Source organism: Streptomyces sp. NPDC043876, assembly GCF_056435825.1.
This window is the reverse complement of record NZ_JBWKDV010000011.1, coordinates 321,685-340,666: the sequence shown is the minus strand read 5'-3', so window position 1 is coordinate 340,666 and position 18,982 is coordinate 321,685. Positions and strand designations below refer to the sequence as shown.

Annotated in this window: 16 protein-coding genes; 8 read left to right on the top strand and 8 right to left on the bottom strand. The window is 74.3% G+C overall.

The features are described 5' to 3' along the window. Window positions 1-145: 145 nt before the first annotated feature. The 3 genes from AC0693_RS31015 to AC0693_RS31005 all read right to left on the bottom strand — a co-directional run bounded on the left by AC0693_RS31015 (window position 146) and on the right by AC0693_RS31005 (window position 4,125). Entirely contained in the window at window positions 146-1,378 is a 1,233-nt protein-coding gene (locus AC0693_RS31015; protein ID WP_478803497.1) for an SGNH/GDSL hydrolase family protein, read from the bottom strand. Between the two features lie 307 nt (window positions 1,379-1,685). Further along, window positions 1,686-3,305, bottom strand: coding sequence for a malate synthase A (aceB, locus tag AC0693_RS31010; RefSeq protein ID WP_478803496.1), 1,620 nt, complete (start codon window positions 3,303-3,305; stop codon window positions 1,686-1,688). 250 nt (window positions 3,306-3,555) lie between these two features. Continuing rightward, window positions 3,556-4,125 carry a nucleotidyltransferase family protein gene (locus AC0693_RS31005; protein ID WP_469321009.1) on the bottom strand — a complete coding sequence of 190 codons (570 nt, stop codon included), beginning with the start codon at window positions 4,123-4,125 and terminating at the stop codon, window positions 3,556-3,558. A 394-nt stretch (window positions 4,126-4,519) separates the two neighbouring features. Here AC0693_RS31005 and yczR point away from each other — a divergent pair, with 394 nt between their 5' ends. Further along, window positions 4,520-6,007 carry a MocR-like transcription factor YczR gene (gene yczR, locus AC0693_RS31000; RefSeq protein WP_478803495.1) on the top strand — a complete coding sequence of 496 codons (1,488 nt, stop codon included), beginning with the start codon at window positions 4,520-4,522 and terminating at the stop codon, window positions 6,005-6,007. A 12-nt stretch (window positions 6,008-6,019) separates the two neighbouring features. Here yczR and AC0693_RS30995 read toward each other — a convergent pair whose 3' ends face one another. Both AC0693_RS30995 and AC0693_RS30990 read right to left on the bottom strand, forming a co-directional pair. Continuing rightward, window positions 6,020-6,649: a response regulator gene (locus AC0693_RS30995; protein WP_478803494.1), complete on the bottom strand. Its 630-nt coding sequence runs from the start codon at window positions 6,647-6,649 to the stop codon at window positions 6,020-6,022. Continuing rightward, entirely contained in the window at window positions 6,646-8,145 is a 1,500-nt protein-coding gene (locus AC0693_RS30990) for an ATP-binding protein (protein WP_478803493.1), read from the bottom strand. The genes AC0693_RS30995 and AC0693_RS30990 overlap by 4 nt, the downstream gene beginning before the upstream one ends. Before the next feature lie 146 nt (window positions 8,146-8,291). Here AC0693_RS30990 and AC0693_RS30985 point away from each other — a divergent pair, with 146 nt between their 5' ends. Together AC0693_RS30985 and AC0693_RS30980 are read left to right on the top strand one after the other, a co-directional pair. Beyond that, the gene (locus AC0693_RS30985; protein WP_478803492.1) at window positions 8,292-9,431 is read left to right on the top strand and encodes an ABC transporter permease; all 1,140 of its coding nucleotides are present in this window, start codon (window positions 8,292-8,294) and stop codon (window positions 9,429-9,431) included. Continuing rightward, on the top strand, window positions 9,428-10,117 hold the full coding sequence (locus AC0693_RS30980) for an ABC transporter ATP-binding protein (protein ID WP_469340113.1): 690 nt from the start codon (window positions 9,428-9,430) through the stop codon (window positions 10,115-10,117). Before AC0693_RS30985 ends, AC0693_RS30980 begins: the two co-directional genes overlap by 4 nt. Window positions 10,118-10,196: 79 nt before the next feature. Here the strand turns inward: AC0693_RS30980 and AC0693_RS30975 are convergent, their stop codons facing one another. Continuing rightward, complete coding sequence (locus AC0693_RS30975; RefSeq protein WP_356404915.1) at window positions 10,197-11,012, bottom strand: IclR family transcriptional regulator; 816 nt, start codon at window positions 11,010-11,012, stop codon at window positions 10,197-10,199. Window positions 11,013-11,339: 327 nt separating this feature from the next. On the opposite strand from AC0693_RS30975, the gene allB reads away from it, so the two are divergent. Then, window positions 11,340-12,683: an allantoinase AllB gene (gene allB / locus AC0693_RS30970; protein ID WP_469321007.1), complete on the top strand. Its 1,344-nt coding sequence runs from the start codon at window positions 11,340-11,342 to the stop codon at window positions 12,681-12,683. 2 nt (window positions 12,684-12,685) lie between these two features. Further along, entirely contained in the window at window positions 12,686-13,816 is a 1,131-nt protein-coding gene (gene alc / locus AC0693_RS30965; protein ID WP_469321008.1) for an allantoicase, read from the top strand. Between the two features lie 145 nt (window positions 13,817-13,961). On the opposite strand, the gene AC0693_RS30960 is transcribed toward alc, so the two are convergent. Further along, window positions 13,962-14,732 carry an SDR family oxidoreductase gene (locus tag AC0693_RS30960; RefSeq protein ID WP_356404921.1) on the bottom strand — a complete coding sequence of 257 codons (771 nt, stop codon included), beginning with the start codon at window positions 14,730-14,732 and terminating at the stop codon, window positions 13,962-13,964. A 184-nt stretch (window positions 14,733-14,916) separates the two neighbouring features. Here AC0693_RS30960 and AC0693_RS30955 point away from each other — a divergent pair, with 184 nt between their 5' ends. From AC0693_RS30955 to AC0693_RS30945, 3 genes are all read left to right on the top strand, one after another. Continuing rightward, the gene (locus AC0693_RS30955; RefSeq protein WP_478803491.1) at window positions 14,917-15,525 is read left to right on the top strand and encodes a dihydrofolate reductase family protein; all 609 of its coding nucleotides are present in this window, start codon (window positions 14,917-14,919) and stop codon (window positions 15,523-15,525) included. A 116-nt stretch (window positions 15,526-15,641) separates the two neighbouring features. Continuing rightward, window positions 15,642-16,571 (top strand): DMT family transporter, encoded by a 930-nt coding sequence (locus AC0693_RS30950; RefSeq protein WP_478803490.1) that lies wholly within the window; start codon window positions 15,642-15,644, stop codon window positions 16,569-16,571. Window positions 16,572-16,681: 110 nt separating this feature from the next. Continuing rightward, window positions 16,682-17,875 carry a cytochrome P450 family protein gene (locus AC0693_RS30945; protein WP_478803489.1) on the top strand — a complete coding sequence of 398 codons (1,194 nt, stop codon included), beginning with the start codon at window positions 16,682-16,684 and terminating at the stop codon, window positions 17,873-17,875. 35 nt (window positions 17,876-17,910) lie between these two features. Here the strand turns inward: AC0693_RS30945 and AC0693_RS30940 are convergent, their stop codons facing one another. Further along, window positions 17,911-18,915, bottom strand: coding sequence for a Gfo/Idh/MocA family protein (locus AC0693_RS30940; protein ID WP_478803488.1), 1,005 nt, complete (start codon window positions 18,913-18,915; stop codon window positions 17,911-17,913). Between the last annotated feature and the right edge of the window lie 67 nt (window positions 18,916-18,982).

Sequence of the window (18,982 nt, the reverse complement as noted above, 5' to 3'; positions counted from 1 at the left end):
TTGTCCCCCCCCCCCCCCCCCCCCTCCTTCTCCCCCCCCCCCCCCCCCCCCGCCTCCCCCCCCCCCCCCCCCCCCCCCTTCCCCCCCCCCCCCCCCACCGCCGTATGCGCGTGTGCGCGTACGGCCCACCTGGGAGTACGAGGGCTTACGACGCCGGGGTCAGGTACATCCCGCTCTGGTCGCCGCCCGCGGTGTTGCGGCAGCCGAAGGCAGTGGCCGCGGGCTGGGACAGGACCAGGGAGAGGCAGCGGCCGGCGGCGAGTTGCCCGAAGTAGTTCGGGTGCATGTCCTCCTGGATGGGCCCCTGGGTCTGACTGCTGTCGATCCAGCGCGCCCACTCGCTCGTCTTCGCCGACGCGGGCGATGCCGTGGTCACCAGCTTGCTCGCCCTGGCGCAGACCTCCCGGCCCTGCATCATGTCCCGCAGGTCCAGGAACTGCGTGCCCTTGGCGGCGGCGACGGCCTTCAGACGGTTCGCGATCTGCGGCACGAGCGAGTCCCGCGCCCAGTCCGAGTCCTTGTTCCAGAAGGGGCAGCCGCCGGTGTTCACGCGGCTCCAGTCGCTCTGCGGGTAGCGGTTCTCCGCGCCGCGCGGGATCGGCGACGGGTAGGACTGCAGCACGATCCGGTACGCGGAGTCGGCGTAACCGGCGCCGCGCATCACGGCGCGGACCTCGTCGACGGACTTGCCGACCTTCGCCATGACCGCGTCCATCTTCTGGTCGACGACCGCCTGCTGGTCGTCGTAGCAGTAGGAGCCCCAGAGCACGAAGTCGTACGCGCACTCCTGGATGATGTCGGCGAAGCCGAGGTCGTTGCCGCCCACGGACAGCGCGATGACCTTGACGTCGTTCGCCGCGGCGACCCCGGCGAGCTGATCGGCCTGCGGGGCCTCGCCCTTGAAGGGCACACCGCCGTTGGAGGCGCGGAACACGTTGTCGGTGACGGCGCCGGAGCAGGCCAGGTTGACCGCCACGTCGGCGACCGCCCCCGCGCTGCGGACCTCGGCCGAGTCCGACCGGTCGCACCCGCCCGCGGTGGCGCCGTACACCTTCGACGGGTCGTAGCTGCTGCCGGTGGTCCAGGCGCGGTCGGTGCCGGTGCGACTGCCGCTGTTGGTCAGGCTGTTGCCCTTCCAGCGGCCGCCCTCACCGGAGATGTAGCTGTCGCCCAGGGAGACCACGGCGGTGGGTCCGTTGCCCGGGCCGGCGGCCGCGGTACCGGCCCCGCCCGCCAGCAGGGCGCTGACGGCGAGCGGAAGGACCAGACCGGCCCCGGCGAGTCGTCGCACACGACTGCGGGTCCGGTTCTTCTTGCTGACGGTGCGGAATCCGATCACTGCGGAACTCCTGCGGTCGGCCACGTCGAAGTCGCGCACGACTCCGGTGCATGGCTGCGTTGGTGGGGGTACCGCCGGCCGGTGGCAACCGGAAAGGTGACACGCGGCACGTTGTTACCGCTAGGTAGCCGCAGATTACGATGACGTAACGCCCGACCGTACGTTCGGTCTCCGTTGGTCGCCGGCGTCCGGGAACGCGAAAGGTCCGGCCCGGTACCTGGGTAGGTGCCGGGCCGGACCTTTCGTTGCCTGCGGCGCCTGCGGCGCCTGCGGCGCCTGCGGTGCTTCGGCTGCTGTGCGAGTTCAGCCGAGGGGCGGGGCGGAGCGGGCGGGTGGGGCGGGTGGGTCAGCCGGTGAGCTGGTCGTACGCCGGGAGGGTCAGGAAGTCGGCGTAGTCCGCGTCGAGGGAGACCTGGAGGAGCAGGTCGTGGGCCTGCTGCCACTTGCCGTTCGCGAACGCTTCCTCGCCGACCTCGGCGCGGATCGCGGCGAGTTCGGCGGCGGCGACCTCGCGGGCCAGATCGGCCGTGGCCAGGGTGCCGTCCTCGAAGACGACGCCCGCGTTGATCCACTGCCAGATCTGCGAGCGCGAGATCTCGGCCGTGGCGGCGTCCTCCATCAGGCCGAAGATGCCGACGGCGCCCAGGCCGCGCAGCCACGCCTCGATGTACCGGATGCCGACCTGGACGGCGTTGCGCAGGCCCTCGTACGTCGGCTTCGCGTCCAGGGAGTCGATCGCGATCAGCTCGCCGGGCGCCACCGAGACGTCCTCGCGCAGCCGGTCCTTCTGGTTCGGCTTCTCGCCGAGCACCGCGTCGAAGGAGGCCATCGCGATCGGGACCAGGTCCGGGTGGGCGACCCAGGAGCCGTCGAAGCCGTCGCCCGCCTCGCGGTCCTTGTCGGCCTTGACCTTCTCGAAGGCGACCTTGTTGATCTCGGCGTCCTTGCGGGACGGGATGAAGGCCGCCATGCCGCCGATGGCGTGCGCGCCGCGCTTGTGGCAGGTGCGCACCAGCAGTTCGGTGTACGCCCGCATGAACGGGGCGGTCATCGTCACCGCGTTGCGGTCCGGCAGGACGAACTTCTCGCCGCCGTCACGGAAGTTCTTCACGATCGAGAAGAGGTAGTCCCAGCGGCCCGCGTTCAGGCCGGCGGCGTGGTCGCGCAGCTCGTAGAGGATCTCCTCCATCTCGTACGCGGCGGTGATCGTCTCGATGAGGACGGTCGCGCGGACGGTCCCCTGCGGGATGCCGACGTAGTCCTGCGCGAAGACGAAGATCTCGTTCCAGAGGCGCGCCTCCAGGTGGGACTCGGTCTTCGGCAGGTAGAAGTACGGGCCCTTGCCGAGGTCGATCAGGCGCTGCGCGTTGTGGAAGAAGTAGAGGCCGAAGTCCATGAGCGCGCCGGGGACCGGGCGGCCGTCGATCTGGAGGTGGCGCTCCTGGAGGTGCCAGCCGCGGGGGCGCATGACCACTGTGGCGAGCTGCTCCGCGGGCTTGAGGGCGTACGACTTGCCGGTGCGCGCGTCGGTGAAGTCGATCCGGCGCTCGTAGGCGTCGATCAGGTTGAGCTGGCCGGTGACGACGTTCTCCCAGGTGGGAGCCGAGGCGTCCTCGAAGTCCGCGAGCCAGACCTTGGCGCCCGAGTTCAGGGCGTTGATGGTCATCTTCCGGTCGGTGGGACCGGTGATCTCCACGCGGCGGTCGTTGAGCGCGGCCGGGGCCGGCGCGACCTTCCAGTCGCCCTCGCGGACCTGTGCGGTGTCCGGGAGGAAGTCGAGGCTGGAGGTGCGGGCGATCTCGGCGCGCCGGTCGGCGCGGCGGGCGAGCAGTTCGTCGCGGCGGGGGGTGAACCGCCGGTGCAGCTCGGCCACGAAGGCGAGGGCCGCTTCGGTGAGGACCTCGTCCTGCCGGGGCAGGGGCTCGGCGTCGACGATGGCCAGCGGGGACGGCGCTGGTGCGGACATAACTGTCACTCCTTCAGCGGCGGTGCCTGGCGGCCGCGGGGGAATGCTCGCGCATGCGGCACGCAGTGCCGCGGACTGGAGAGAGTTCCGGGAAACGGTCGCGGGCGCCGTCTGTGGTTCAGGGCGCTTCTGACCAGTGGATAGTAATTTCCTCATGGTGGAAGTTCAATGGTTTGTTGATGTCGAGATTCTCCGGGTCGACAGATTCCGTCGTTCGGTGGCCCTCGGTGCCACCGCGGTCACACCCCGCTCAACCGAGACGCGCCAGGTCGGGCGGCGTGTCGATGTCGAAGGCCTCCGCGATGTCCCCGCACTCCACCAGGACCAGCTCGTCGGCGTGTCGCGCCAGGTGGACCCGGGCCCCCCGGTCGCCGGTGGCCGTCGCCGCGATGTCCGCCCACCGGTCCGCGCCGAAGAGCACCGGGTGGCCGCGCTCGCCCCCGTACGCCGCCGCGGCCAGGCTCGCGGGGGAGCGGTACGCCTCCCGGACCCGGGCCACCGCCGCCGCGCCGATGCCCGGCTGGTCCACCAGCGAGACCAGCGCCGCGGCCGCGCCCGTACCCGCCAGCGAGGCCAGTCCGACCCGCAGCGACGAACCCATGCCCTCGGCCCAGTCCGGGTTGTCGACCACCACGCAGCCGGTCAGGTCCGCCCTCTCGCGCACCTCGCGCGCCGCCGCGCCCAGCACCACGTGCACGGGAGCGCAGCCCGCCTCGCGCAGCACGCGGACCGCGTTCTCGATCAGCGGGCGGCCGAGGTAGGGCAGCAGGGCCTTGGGCCGCCCGCCGAGCCGGCGCCCCCCGCCCCCCGCGAGCAGCAGGCCCGCGACCCCCGCCCCGGGCGTCACCGGGCCAGGAGCGGGGCCTATGGGTGCGGAGTCGACGCGTGCGGGGCCGACCCGAGCGGTGTCGGCTGCGGGGTCGTGCGGGGCCGACGCGGCGGCCGGGGTGTCTGCCATGCCCCCGATTCTCTCCCCGTACCCGGCCGGACCGACCGCAGGAGGGCCGGCACGGACGCCAGCGCCCGCCGGATCCGGGCCGCGGCGCCACCCACCCGCAGCGGAACCGCGATCCGGTTCTCGGCGGCCCGGGCCAGCGCCCGTTCGTCTCGGTCGGTCAGCATCTTTTCCTCACGTCCTTGCCAATCGGGGTCCAATACGGTCAGTCTGGACCCTCGATTGGCCTGGCAGGCAGAGCCAATCAGGGGAGGTTGGCATGGCGAACGAGCGAGTGGTCCACACGGCGGACAGGGCCATCGGCAGCCGCCAGCTCGCCGCCCTGCTGCCCGCGGACGTCCGCGCCCGCCCCGGCTACCGCGGCCTCGCCGAGGCCGTCCGCACCCTGATCCTCGACGGCCGGATCGCCCTGCACGTGCGCCTCCCCGCCGAACGCGAGTTCGCCGAGGCCGTCGGCGCCAGCCGGGCCACCGTCTCCAGCGCCTACGACCTGCTGCGCGAGAGCGGATACGTCCGCAGCCGCCGCGGCTCCGGCACCTGGACCGAACTGCCCGAGGGACACGCCCCGGTCGGCGCCCACGCGCTCCTCGGGACCGGCGGCTACAGCGCCGACGGCGAGCCCGGCATCGACCTGGCCATCGCCGCCATGGGCGCGCCCGACGGCAGCCTCGCCGAGGCCCTGGCCTGGGCGGCTCCCCGGCTGCCCGCCCTCGCCCGCACCCCCGGCTACCACCCCTTCGGCCTGCCCGACCTGCGCGCGGCCGTCGCCGACCGCTTCACCCGGCGCGGCCTGCCCACCCGGCCCGAACAGATCCTGGTCACCTCGGGCGCCCAGCAGGCCTTCACGCTGGTCACCAGCCTGCTGTGCCGCCCGGGAGACCGGGTGGTCACCGAGAACCCCACCTACGCCAACGCCCTCGACGCGCTGCGCCGCGCCGGGCTGCGCACCGCCTCCATCGCCGTCTCCGACGCCGGGTGGGACATGGAGATCGCCGAGTCCACGCTGCGCCAGACCGTGCCGCGCCTGGCCTATGTCATACCGGACTTCCAGAACCCGACCGGGGCCCTGATGCCCGAGGAGCAGCGGCTGCGGCTGCTGGCCGCCACCCGCCGCACCGGCACCTGGCTGGTCGTCGACGAGACCATCGCCGACATCGCCCTCGACGTGCCCGCGCCGCCGCCCCTAGCCTCGCTCGCGCCGCGCGGCGGCGCCGACCACGTGGTCACCATCGGCTCGCTGAGCAAGACGCACTGGGGCGGGCTCCGGGTCGGCTGGATCCGCGCCACCGGCAAGATGATCGCCGAGCTGACGACCGCACGCGTGTGCGCCGACATGACCGGGTCCGTGCTCGACCAGCTCGTCGCGCTGCCCCTGCTGGCGGGGCTCGACCGGTCGCTGCCCGTGCGGCTCGCGGAGCTGCGGGAGCGCCGGGCCGCGCTGACCGGCTCGCTCCGGCGGCACGCGCCCGAGTGGTCCTGGCAGGTGCCGCCCGGCGGTCTCTCGCTCTGGGTGGACCTCGGCGAACCGGTCAGTTCCGCCCTCGCCGACCGCGCCCGGGCCGGCGGGGTGCACATCGGCCGCGGCGCCCGCTTCGGGGTGGACCCGGGGACGTTCGAACACCGGCTGCGCATCCCGTACACGCTCCCCGCCGAGCTGCTCGACGAGGGCGTGCGCCGCCTCGCCGCGGCCTTCCACGACGGCGTGCCGCTGGCGCCCGCGGTGGAGCGGCCGCACTGGGTGGCGTAGGGGCCCTGCCCGTCAGGGGGTGCGGATGAGCCGCCGCGCGCCCGCCGCCGCGACGGCCGAGGTCCGCGAATCGACCCCGAGCTTCGCGTAGATGTGCACCAGATGGGACTTCACGGTGGCCTGGCTGAGGAAGAGCTTCTTGGAGATCTGCTGGTTGGACAGCCCGTCGGCGACCAGCTGGAGCACCTCCAGCTCGCGCTTGGTGAGCGCCTCGGCCGGGGTCCGCATCCGGTCCATCAGGCGCAGCGCCACCGCGGGCGCGAGCGCCGACTGGCCCGCCGCGGCCGTCCGCACCGCCGAGGCGAGCTCCTCCGGAGGCGCGTCCTTGAGCAGGTAGCCGGAGGCCCCCGCCTCGACCGCGGCGAGGATGTCCGCGTCGGTGTCGTACGTCGTCAGGACCAGCACGCGCGGGGAGCCGGGCCGGGCCGTGATCAGGGCAGTGGCCTCGGAGCCGTGCATTCCGGCGCCGAACTGGAGGTCCATCAGCACCACGTCCACCGGCTCCGAGGCGGCCAGTTCGACCGCCCGCTCGGCGGTCGCCGCCTCCGCGACGACGGCGAATCCGGGCTCGGTGTCCAGGACCGCGCGCAGCCCGGCCCGGACCACCGGGTGGTCGTCGGCGAGCAGCAGCCGGATGGTCATCGGGAGGCCTCCACGGGAAGGGGCAGGGTGACGGCCACGGCGGTGCCCTGGCCGGGCGCGGACTCCACGGTGAAGAGGCCGCCCAGGCTCTCGGCGCGCGAGCGCATGGCGGGCAGCCCGAAGCCGCCGCCGTCGCGCCCGTCCGCGTCCCCGCCGGCCCCGGCTCCGCGCCCGTCGGCGAGCGCGTCCGCGTGCCCGGCCGGGCGGGCCGCCGCGGGGTCGAAGCCGCGGCCGTCGTCGACGATGTCCAGGGTGACGGAGGCGTCCATGAAGGTCAGGGTGATCTCCGCGCGCCCGGCGCCCGCGTGCCGGACCACGTTGGCCAGTGCGGACTGGGCGATCCGCAGCAGCGCCACCTCGTACGGGGTCGGCAGTACGGCCGGGCGCCCGCTGAGTGAGAACCGCGCCCGCACGCCCGGGGCGCCGACGCACAGCCGCTCCAGGGCGGCGGCGAGCGAGCCGTGCTCCAGATCGGGCGGGCTCAATGCCCGTACGAACCGCCGGGCCTCCGCCAGATTCTCCTGCGCGGCCTCCCGGGCCCGGGCGATGTGCGCGAGCGCCGCTGTCCGGCCGTCGTCGGCCCCGTGCGCCCCTTGCGGCGCGTCTGCCCTGTCCGCCCCGTGCGCCCCGTCCGGCCCGGTGCAGGATCCCTCCGCCCGGCCCCCGTCGCCGAGCGCCCGCTCCGCGGCGCGGAGCAGCAGCTGGATGGAGGAGAGGCCCTGGGCGAGGGTGTCGTGGATCTCGCGGGCGAGGCGCTCCCGCTCGGCGAGGATGCCCGCACCCCGCTCGGCGGCGGCCAGTTCGGCGCGGGTGGTGATCAGCTCCTCGATCAGCCGGCGGCGGCGCTCGCTCTCCCGGTACAGCGCCTGGTAGCCGAGTACGGTCGCCACCGCCACGGCGCCGCCCAGCAGCGGCCCCAGGAACGCCCCGGGGCTCACCGCGCCGCTGTGGCCCAGGAAGCCCCCGATCGCCGCGCAGGCGGTCAGCGCGACCGCCGCGACCCCCCAGCGCAGCCGGAGCAGGTGCAGCTCCAGGAAGTACAGCGGGAAGGCGATCCACAGCCCGTCGGGGGAGACCACCAGCAGCCCGGCCCAGGCGGCGCCGAGCCCGGCCAGCCAGAGCGCCCCGGCCCGGGGCGAGCGGTGCACGACGGGCGCCCGTACGCCCGCGACGTACACGGTGGCCAGCACCGCGCACGCGGTGATCACCCACCCGGCGTCGGGCGCGGAGCCGGTCACGGCGCGCGCGGCGGCTAGCGCCAGCAGCCCGAACAGCAGGGCGTGCAGACACAGCCGCAGCACCCGCGAGACGGGCGTCAGCGCCCGGCCGGGGACGGCGGGCGTCCCGGCGGGACCGGGCGCACCGACGGGACCGGGCGTCCCGACGGGACCGGCCGCACCAGAAGGCGCCTGAGTCACCGGAGGGCCGGACAGCGCGCCCGGCGGCGAGGCGGAGGGCGGCGGCCGGAAAGGGCGGGTGGTGCGGGCGGGTTCCATGGCCCGACCAGCGTAGGCCGCCCGCGCGCGGCGCCAGCCGGCCGGCCGGTCAACCAAAAGGTTGATGTCGGCCTCCGCCCTTCGATACGAGGTTCGCTCCCGCCGCGCGATGCCCCGTCTCCCCGGGGAAGACCAAGGTGGGAGCCATGTTCGTCGCATGGAGAGATCTCCGGTTCGCCAAAGGCCGCTTCGCCCTCATGGGCGCGGTCGTGGTGCTGATCACGCTGCTCGTGGGCCTCTTGTCGGGGCTCACCTCCGGACTGGCCCGGGAGAACGTTTCGGCCATCACCGGTCTGCCCGCCACCCGCCTCGCCTTCGCCGCCCCCGCCGGTGACCAGAAGGTGTCCTTCACCGATTCCCGGCTTCCCGAGAGCGCCTGGCGGGCCTGGCGGGAGCGGCCGGGGGTGACGTCCGCGGACCCGCTCGGCATCCGCACCACCAACGCGGCAGTCGGGGAGCGGACGGCCGCCGTCTCGGTCTTCGGCGTCGAGCCCGGCGGCCGACTGGCCCCCGGGGCGCCCCCCGGCGCCCTCGGCCGGGGCCGGGTGGTCCTGACCGAAAAGGCGGCCGAGGAGCTCGGCGGCCTGACGACGGGCTCCACGCTCCGGACCGGCGCACTGGAACTGACCGTGGGCGCCGTCTACGGAACCGCCTCCTACAGCCACACCCCGGTCGTCTGGATGGACCTCGACGACTGGCAGCGCCTCGGCAACCCCGGCATGCCGGGCATGCCGGGCACGCCTGGCACGCCGGGTACCCCCGGCAGCCCGACCGGCACGTCCGCCACGGTCGTCGCCCTCAGCGGCGGCGGGGCCGTGGACTGGGCGGCGGGCGACCGGGCCTCCGCCAGCAAGAGCCGGACCATGGACGAGGCACTCGGTGCCATCGGCTCCTACCAGGCGGAGAACGGCTCGCTCCAGCTCATGCGCGGCTTCCTCTTCGCCATCTCCGCCCTCGTCATAGGGGCCTTCTTCACGGTCTGGACGATCCAGCGCAGCGGGGACATCGCCGTACTGAAGGCCCTGGGCGCGTCGACCCCGTACCTGCTGAAGGACGCCCTCGGCCAGGCCGTGGTGATGCTCGCCCTCGGTACGGGCCTCGGCACCGGCCTCGCCGCCGGTATCGGCGCACTGATCAGCGGCGGCGCCGTGCCCTTCGTCCTGGACGCCGCCACCGTCCTCGTGCCCGCCGCCGTCATGATCGTGCTGGGCGCGGTCGGGGCGGCCCTGTCCATCCGGCGGATCACCGCCGTCGACCCGCTGACCGCACTCGGGAGCGCCCGATGACCCTGCTCGTGCACGACGTCACGCTCACCTACCCGGACGGCGACACTCGGCTCACCGCCCTGGACGTCGTCCGCCTGGAGGTCCCCGCGGGCACCCTGACCGCGGTGGTCGGACCGTCCGGTTCCGGCAAGTCCAGCCTGCTCGCGGTCGCGGCCACCCTGGTCCGGCCGGACTCGGGGCGCGTCGTGGTGGCCGGGGAGGACACCGCGGCGCTCGGCGCCGCCGACACGGCGCGGCTGCGCCGCGAGCGGATCGGGATCGTCTTCCAGCAGCCGAACCTGCTCGCTTCGCTGACCGCCGCCGAGCAGCTCCAGGTGATGGCCCACCTCTCGGGGCGGCCCGCCCGGCAGCTGCGCCGCCGGGCGCTGGAGCTGCTCGACGCGGTCGGCCTGTCGGACAAGGCGGACAAGCGCCCGCACCAGCTCTCCGGCGGTCAGCGCCAGCGCGTCAACATCGCCCGCGCCCTGATGAACGAGCCCGCCGTGCTGCTCGTCGACGAGCCGACCAGCGCCCTGGACCACGAGCGCGGCGCGGCGGTGCTCGACCTGCTGGTCACCCTCACCCGCGAGCGCGCGACGGCGACGGTCCTGGTCACGCACGACCACGCGCACCTGGAGCGGATGGACCGCACGGTGACGATGACCGACGGCCGCCTGACGCAGGCGCAGAGCGCCCCGGCGGCCTGAGCCGGCCGGCCGGACACGCCGGGACCCCGGTCCCCCTCCAGGAGGCGGACCGGGGTCCCGGCGTGCTCGGCGGCCGTACTCAGCGATCCTGGTGCGCCGGGTTCTGCGTGGAGAGCGCCACGGACAGCTCGGCCGCGATGCCCTGCAGGATCGGCACGATCGAGTCGTTGAGGGCCTCGGTGACCCGGCCCGCCGGACCGGAGATCGAGATGGCGGCGGGGGTCGGCGAGTTCGGCACCGAGACGGCGAGGCAGCGGACCCCTATCTCCTGCTCGTTGTCGTCGACCGCGTACCCGACCTGGCGGACCTGCTCCAGCGCCGCGAGGAAGCCCTCGGGGGTGGTGATCGTCTTCTCGGTCGCGGCGGGCATGCCCGTACGGGCGAGCAGGGCCCGGACCTCGTCGGCGGGGGTGTACGCCAGCAGTGCCTTGCCCACGCCCGTGGAGTGCGGCAGCACGCGGCGGCCGACCTCGGTGAACATGCGCATGGAGTGCTTCGAGGGCACCTGCGCGACGTACACGATCTCGTCGCCGTCGAGGAGCGCCATGTTCGCCGTCTCGCCGGTCTCCTCGACCAGGCGGGCGAGGTAGGGGCGGGCCCAGGTGCCGAGGAGGCGTGCCGCGGACTCGCCCAGGCGGATCAGCCGGGGGCCGAGGGAGTACCGTCGGTTCGTCTGCTGGCGGACGTAGCCGCACGCCACGAGGGTGCGCATGAGGCGGTGGATGGTGGGCAGGGGCAGTCCGCTGGTGGCGGACAGCTCGCTGAGACCGACCTCGCCACCGGCATCGGCCATGCGTTCGAGCAGATCAAAGGCGCGCTCAAGGGACTGGACGCCACCGCTGGCGGCGGGGGTCTTGGAGGAAGCGTCGGTGGTGCTGGCGCTGGACGTCGGCACGGCGCGGTCCTTTCGGTGCTGGCAGGCAAGGCAGCAGCCTACCCGGCGGGCAGCAGCGGCCCTAGTGCCGGGGCCGGGCCGTCTCTGCCGGTCAGAGGCGGTTTGTCCAGGTGTCGGGCCGCCCCGGTGGGTCACCCGCCGGAGCTCCGGTGGTGGTAGCTACATTCTGTAGAGCGAAATCTTAATTCCATCCTGTGGAAACCTCCAATCACGACGCGGGTGGGTCGGCGGTCCGTCCGGGGGCTCTTGACTGGCCCCGCGTCGGCGTGAAGACTCCGTCAACAGAACGTTGAATTTCGCTCTGTGGAAGTAGATGGGGAGGTTCCGGTGTCCGCCGACGTCGTGGAACTGGTACTGCGCTCGACGCGCGTCATCACCCCCGAGGGGACGCGTGCCGCCTCGGTCGCCGTCGCCGCCGGGAAGATCACGGCCGTACTGCCGTACGGGGCCGAGCTCCCGGCCGGGGCCCGGCTGGAGGACTTCGGGGACGACGTGCTGCTCCCCGGCCTCGTCGACACCCACGTCCATGTCAACGACCCCGGCCGCACCGAGTGGGAAGGCTTCTGGACGGCCACCCGCGCCGCCGCGGCCGGCGGCGTCACCACCATCCTGGACATGCCGCTCAACTCCCTCCCGCCGACCACCACGGTCGACCACCTGCGCGTCAAGCAGGAGGTCGCCCGCACGAAGGCGCACGTGGACGTCGGCTTCTGGGGCGGCGCGCTGCCCGACAACGTCAAGGACCTGCGCCCGCTGCACGACGCCGGGGTCTACGGCTTCAAGTGCTTCCTGTCGCCCTCGGGCGTGGAGGAGTTCCCCGAACTGGACCAGGAGCAACTGGCCACCTCCCTCGCCGAGATCAGCGGCTTCGGCGGCCTGATGATCGTCCACGCCGAGGACCCGCACCACCTGGAGTCCGCGCCGCAGGTGCCCGGCCCCAAGTACGCCGACTTCCTCGCCTCCCGCCCCCGGGACAGCGAGAACACCGCGATCGAGAACCTGATCGCCCAGGCCAAGCGGCTGGACGCGCGCGTCCACGTGCTGCACCTGTCCTCCTCCGACGCGCTGCCGCTGATCGCCGCCGCCAAGGCCGAGGGCGTGCGGATCACCGTCGAGTCCTGCCCGCACTACCTCACCCTCACGGCCGAGGAAGTGCCGGACGGCGCGAGCGAGTTCAAGTGCTGCCCGCCCATCCGCGAGGCGGCGAACCAGGACCTCCTGTGGGAGGCGCTCGCCGACGGCACCATCGACTGCATCGTCTCCGACCACTCGCCCTCCACGGCGGACCTGAAGACGGACGACTTCGCCACCGCCTGGGGCGGCATCTCCTCGCTCCAGCTCGGACTTCCGGCGATCTGGACCGCGGCGCGCGAGCGCGGGCACGGCCTGGAGGACGTCGTCCGCTGGATGTCCGCCGCCCCGGCCGAGCTGGCGGGCCTGGCCCACAAGGGCGCGATCGAGGCCGGCCGCGACGCCGACTTCGCCGTCCTGGCCCCCGAAGAGACCTTCACCGTGGACCCCGCGCACCTGCACCACCGCAACCGGGTCACGGCGTACGCGGGCAAGACCCTGCACGGCGTCGTGAAGTCCACCTGGCTGCGCGGTACGCAGATCGCCGACCACGGCACCCCGAACGAGCCCACCGGCCGACTCCTCGAAAGGCAGAACTGACTGTGACGGCGCAGCGCTCAACTCCTCTGGCTTCCTTCACCGGCAACGCGAACCCCTACGGGGGCGGCGACCCGTACGCGGACTACCGCACCGCGGACTTCCCGTTCACCCAGTACGCGAACCTCGCCGCCCGCACCCTGGGCGCCGGAGTCATCTTCGCCAACGACGAGTTCTTCGCCGAGCGGGAGAACCTGCTCATCGAAGAGGCCGCCCACTTCGACCCCGAGCACTTCGGCCACAAGGGCAAGGTCATGGACGGCTGGGAGACCCGCCGTCGCCGCGGCGTCTGCGCCGAGCACCCCTGGCCGACCCCCGAGGACCACGACTTCGCGCTGATCCGCCTCGGCGCCCCCGGCGTCATCCGCGGCATCGTCGTCGACACCGCGCACTTCCGCGGCAACATGCCGCAGGCCGTCTCGGTCGAGGGCGCCTCGGTGACGGGCGCCCCGACCCCCGAGGAACTCCTGGGCGACGACGTCAAGTGGACGACCCTGGTCCCGCGCACCGCCGTCGGCGGCCACGCGGCCAACGGCTTCGAGGTGGCGGCCGAGCAGCGCTTCACGCACCTGCGCCTCAACCAGCACCCCGACGGCGGCGTCGCCCGCCTGCGCGTCTACGGCGAGGTCGTCCCGGACCCGCAGTGGCTCGCCGCGCTCGGCTCCTTCGACGTGGTCGCGCTGGAGAACGGCGGCTCGGTCCAGGACGCGTCCAACCGCTTCTACTCCCCGCCGACCAACACCATCGCCCCGGGCCGCTCGCGCAAGATGGACGACGGCTGGGAGACCGCCCGTCGCCGGGACAACGGCAACGACTGGATCCGCTATCAGCTCGTCGCCGAGTCCGAGATCCGCGCCGTCGAGATCGACACCGCCTACCTCAAGGGCAACTCGGCGGGCTGGGCCTCCCTGTCGGTCAAGTCCGGCGAGGACGGCGAATGGCAGGAGTTCCTGCCGCGCACCCGCCTGCAGCCCGACACCAACCACCGGTTCGTGCTGGACGCCCCGGCGGTCGGCAGCCACGTCCGCATCGACATCTTCCCGGACGGCGGCTTCTCCCGCCTGCGCCTCTTCGGCTCCCTGACGGACCGGGGCGCGGCCGCCCTGACCGCCCGGCACCAGGAGCTGGGCGGCTGATCCCGCGCCGAACGGCCCCGGGGGCGCACCGGTACCCGCGTACCGGTGCGCCCCCGGGCGCGTACGGGCGTACGGCCCCCGGCGCGTACGGGCATACGGCCCCCGAGCGCCTACGGGCCCCCAGGCGCGTACGCCCCCCGCGGCCCTACGCCGCGTGCCCGCCGTCCACCGAGAACTCGGCGCCCGTGACGTAGGCCGCGTCCGGTCCGGCCAGGAACGAGACCATGGCCGCCACCTCCTGCGGGGTGCCGAAGCGCCCGAGGGCCGTCAACGCGCGCTGCCCGTCCGCGTACGGCCCGTCGGCCGGGTTCATGTCGGTGTCCACCGGGCCCGGGTGGACCAGGTTCGCCGTGATGCCGCGCTCGCCCAGCTCCCGGGCCAGGGCCCTGGTGAGCCCGGTCAGCGCCGCCTTGCTCGTCGTGTACAGCGTGCCGCCCGGCCCCGGCACCCGCTGCGTCATGCAGCTGCCGATGGTGATGATCCGGCCGCCCCGGCCGAGCCGGGCCGCGGCCGCCTGCGCCGAGAGGAAGACGGCGCGCACGTTGACCGCGAGCACCCGGTCCACGTCGGCGAGGCTCAGCGTCTCCAGCGGGCCGAGCACGCCGATGCCCGCGTTGTTGACCAGGACGTCCAGGCGCCCCAGCTCCGCCACCGCGAGCTCCACCGCCGCGGCGGCGGCCGAGGGGTCCGCCGCGTCCGACCGCACGGCCAGGCCGCGGCGTCCGTGCGCCTCGATCCCGCGCACGACCTCCTTGGCCCCGTCCGCGTCGCTCACGTAGGTGAGCGCCACGTCCGCCCCGTCGGCGGCCAGCCGCAGCGCGGTCGCCGCGCCGATGCCCCGGCTGCCGCCCGTCACCAGGGCGACCCGCCCGCTCGTGCCGCTCCCGCTGCCGTTCCCGTTCTCGTTCCCGTTCATGGTGTGTCTCCCGCGTCCGTCCGTAAGTGGTTGCGAGTTCAATGAAAGCGGCGGGGCTCCGCGCGCGCTGGCGGGAATCGGACGTCGCGTTCAGGCGCGCCGCACCGATGAGTTCCGCGGCGGCCGGGAGTCTTCATGCGTGTACGGGCCCGCGACGGGCCCCCTGCCAAGGAGACGAACGGCCATGGGCAAGCTGAGCCTCATCACCTTCCTCACCCTCGACGGCGTCATGCAGTCCCCGGGCGCCCCGGACGAGGACCCCAGCGACGGCTTCGCGTACGGCGGCTGGCAGGTGCCCTTCGAGGACGAGGGCGTCGGCGCGTTCGTCACCGAAGCCTTCGGGCGGGCCGGAGCCTTCCTGCTCGGGCGCAGGACGTACGAGATCTTCGCGGGCTACTGGCCCAAGCAGACCGACCCCGACAACGCCATCGCGGGCACGCTGAACACCCTGCCCAAGTACGTCGTGTCCACCACCCTGGCGGACCCCGCGTGGCAGGGCGCCACCGTCCTCGGCCCGGACCTGGAGGCGGAGGTCGCCCGGATCAAGACGGCCACCGACGGCGAGATCCACATCTGGGGCAGCGCGCAGCTCGTCGGGGCGCTGCTGGAGCGCGGTCTCGTGGACGAGCTCAACCTGCTGGTCTACCCCCTCTTCCTGGGGGCCGGGCGGCGCCTCTTCCCGGCCGGGGCGCAGCCCACCACCTGCGAACTCACCGCCTCCAGGGTGACCGACGGCGGGGTCGTCATCCAGACCTACCGGCCCGTGGGCCGGCCCGCCTTCGGCGCCTACTGACGGCGGTGCCGGTCGCCGGCCGAAACCCGGTGTACCCGCCACCCAGTGCTCCGGTACGGTGACCGCACCCGTGCGAGCCGCCGAAGTCTCCACCCCCCGCCAGCCGTTGGAGACCCGTGTCCACGCTCGCCGCCCTACCGGCGCCCGGCCTCGCACCCCGCCGCGCCTGGCTCACCGACCTGCCCGTCCTGCTCGTCGCCCTCGTCTGGGGCGCCAGCTACCTCGTCGCCAAGGGCGTCACCACCCCGCACACCGTGATCGCCGTCCTGGTGCTGCGCTTCGCGCTGATCCTGCCGGTCCTCGTGATGGCGGGGGCGCGGCGGCTGCGCGCGCTGCGGCCCGACCAGCTGCGCGGCGGCGCCCTGCTGGGGCTGGTCCTCGGCGCGATCTTCCTGCTGGAGACCTACGGGGTCGTCCACACCTCCGCCACCAACGCCGGGCTGGTCATCAGCCTGGCCATGATCTTCACCCCGCTCGCCGAGGCCGTCCTGCGCCGGGTCCGGCCCCCGACGGCCTTCCTGGCCGCCGCGGGGGTCTCCGTCACCGGGGTCGTGCTGCTCACCCAGGGCGCGGGTTTCACCACGCCGTCCGCCGGTGACCTGCTCATCCTCGGGGCCGCCGTCGCCCGCACCCTGAACGTGCTGCTCACCGCCCGGATGCGGTCCGTCCAGGACGCCGACCCGCTCGCCCTGACCACCGTCCAGCTCGGTGGCGCGGTCCTGGTCTTCGCCCTCCTCGCGACCCTGCCCGGCGCGGGCGCCACCCCGTGGGCCGCGGCCGCCGGCTTCGGGACGCGGGAGTGGGCCGCCCTCGCCTTCCTCACCGTCTTCTGCACCTTGTTCGCCTTCTTCGTGCAGATGTGGGCCCTGCGCCGCGCCTCGCCCTCCCGGGTCAGCCTGCTGCTCGGCACCGAGCCGCTGTGGGCCGCGGCGGCGGGCATCGCCATCGGCGGCGAACACCTCGGCGCCGCGGGCCTGGCGGGCGCCGCCCTCGTGCTGGCCGGCACCGCCTGGGGCCGCCGCGCCGCCGCCCCGGCCACCGCCTGACCGACCACCCCGGCGGACGCGCGCGACGCGGCCGCGCGGCCGGCGGGGCGCCGCGACGACTGGCCGAAAACCCCGCATCCCCGCGTGGACGCCCGCCGTACGGTGGACCGATGCCCGTAGTCGACATCAGTGGGAACGCCGAGGACTTCACCGCCGACCCCTACCCGTTCTACGCCCGGCTGCGGCAGGCGGGACCGGTCCACCGGGTCACCGCCACCGCCGGCGGCTTCGACCCCACCTGGCTGGTCGTCGGCCACGACGAGGCCCGTCAGGCCCTGCACCACGCGGGCCTGTCGAAGGACTGGCGCCGGTCCGGGCGGTTCCCGGACGCCCTCGTCACCGCGGCCAACGCGAACATGCTGGAATCCGACCCGCCGCACCACACCCGGCTGCGCCGCCTGGTCGCCCGCGCCTTCACCGGCCGCCGCGTCGAGGCCCTGCGCCCCCGCGTCCAGCAGATCACCGACGGCCTCCTGGACGAGCTGGCCGCCCGGCCGGAGCGCACCGCCGACCTCGTCGCGGCCTTCGCCTTCCCGCTGCCCATGACCGTGATCTGCGAGCTGCTCGGCGTCCCCGGCCTGGACCGGGACCGGTTCCGCCACTGGTCGAACGAGGTCGTCGCGCCCACCGGGGGCGTCACGGACGGCAGTGCCCACCGCGCGCTGAGCGACTACCTCGCCGAACTGGTCGCGGCCAAGGCCGAGGCCCCGGGTGAGGACCTGCTGAGCGAGCTGATCCGCACCCGCGACGACGACGGCGACTCCCTCGGCCGGGACGAGCTGATCGGCATGGCCTTCCTGCTGCTGGTGGCCGGTCACGAGACCACCGTCAACCTCATCTCCAACGGCGTACGGGCCCTGCTCGCCCACCCCGGCCAGCTGGCCGCCCTGCGCGCCGACTACGACGGCCTCATCGACGGCGCGGTGGAGGAGATGCTCCGCTACGACGGCCCGGTGCAGAGCGCCACCTACCGCTACGCCCGCGAGGACGTGGAGATCGGCGGCTCGGTCATCCCCGCCGGGGCGACGGTGGTGGTCTCGCTGGCCGCCGCCGACCGCGACCCGGGCCGGTTCGCCGACGCCGACACCTTCGACATCCGCCGCGCCCCCCAGGGCCACCTCGCCTTCGGACACGGCCTGCACTTCTGCATCGGCGCGCCGCTGGCCAGGATGGAGGCCCGGATCGCGGTCCGCTCCCTCTTCGCGCGCTTCCCCGGCCTGGCCGAGGACCCCGCCGCCGGTCCGCCGGCCTGGCTCGCCGGCAGCTTCATGCGGGGCGCCGCGCGGCTCCCGGTGCGCTGGTGACCGTAGCCGGGCGACCGCGGTGCGCGCCCGCGCGCTCAGAGGTCCGGCAGCTCGGCGAGGGTCACCCGGCGCCGCTCGCGCCGCGACAGCTCGCAGGCCTCGGCGACGCGCAGCGCGGCCAGCGCCTCCCGGCCGTCGCAGGGGTTGGGACCCTCCCCGCGCACCAGGCGCACGAAGGCGGCCAGCTCCGCCTCGTAGGCGGGCCCGAACCGCTCCAGGAAGCCGGTCCACGGTTTGCCCGCCGGGGGCGGACCCTGCGGTTCGGTCGAGGCGATCGGCGTACGGTCGTCCAGCCCGGCCGCCACCTGGTCCAGCTCACCGGCCAGCTCCATCCGGACGTCGTACCCCGCGCCGTTGCAGCGGCTGCCGGTACAGGTCGCCAGGGCCCCGCCGGTCAGGGTCAGCAGCGCCGCCGCGGTGTCCACGTCACCCGCCTCGCGGAACCGGGCGGGCCCCGCGTCGGAGCCGGTCGCGTACACCTCGCGCACCTCGCGCCCGGTCACCCAGCGCACCATGTCGAAGTCGTGCACGAGGCAGTCCCGGTACAGGCCCCCGGACGTGGCCAGATAGGCGGCGGTGGGCGGCTCCGGGTCCGCGGTCATGGTCCGTACGGTGTGCAGCCGGCCGAGGGAACCGGAACGCACCAGCTCCCGCGCCGTCACGTACCCCGCGTCGAAGCGCCGCATGAAGCCGACCTGGAGCGTCCCGCCCACGGCCTCCACCTCGCGCAGCACCGCGAGGCTGCGGCCCAGGTCGGCCGCCACGGGCTTCTCGCAGAAGACCGGCAGCCCGGACCGCACCGCCCGGACCACCAGCTCCGCGTGGCCGGAAGTGGCGCACGCCACGACCACCGCGTCCACGCCCCAGGAGAAGATCTGGTCCACACCGGGCGCGGCCGTCGCCCCCAGCCGGGCGGCCAGCAGCGCCGCCCGCGCGGGGTCGGCGTCGGCGAGCACCAGCGATCCCGCGTGCGGCTGGCGGGCCAGAGCCGCGGCGTGGAAGGAACCGATCCGGCCCGTACCGATGAGCCCGATGCGCATGCACTCAACGTGACCCCGTCCGGGTCGGCTGTCAATCCGCCGGGCCCGCCCCGATGACCACCTCATG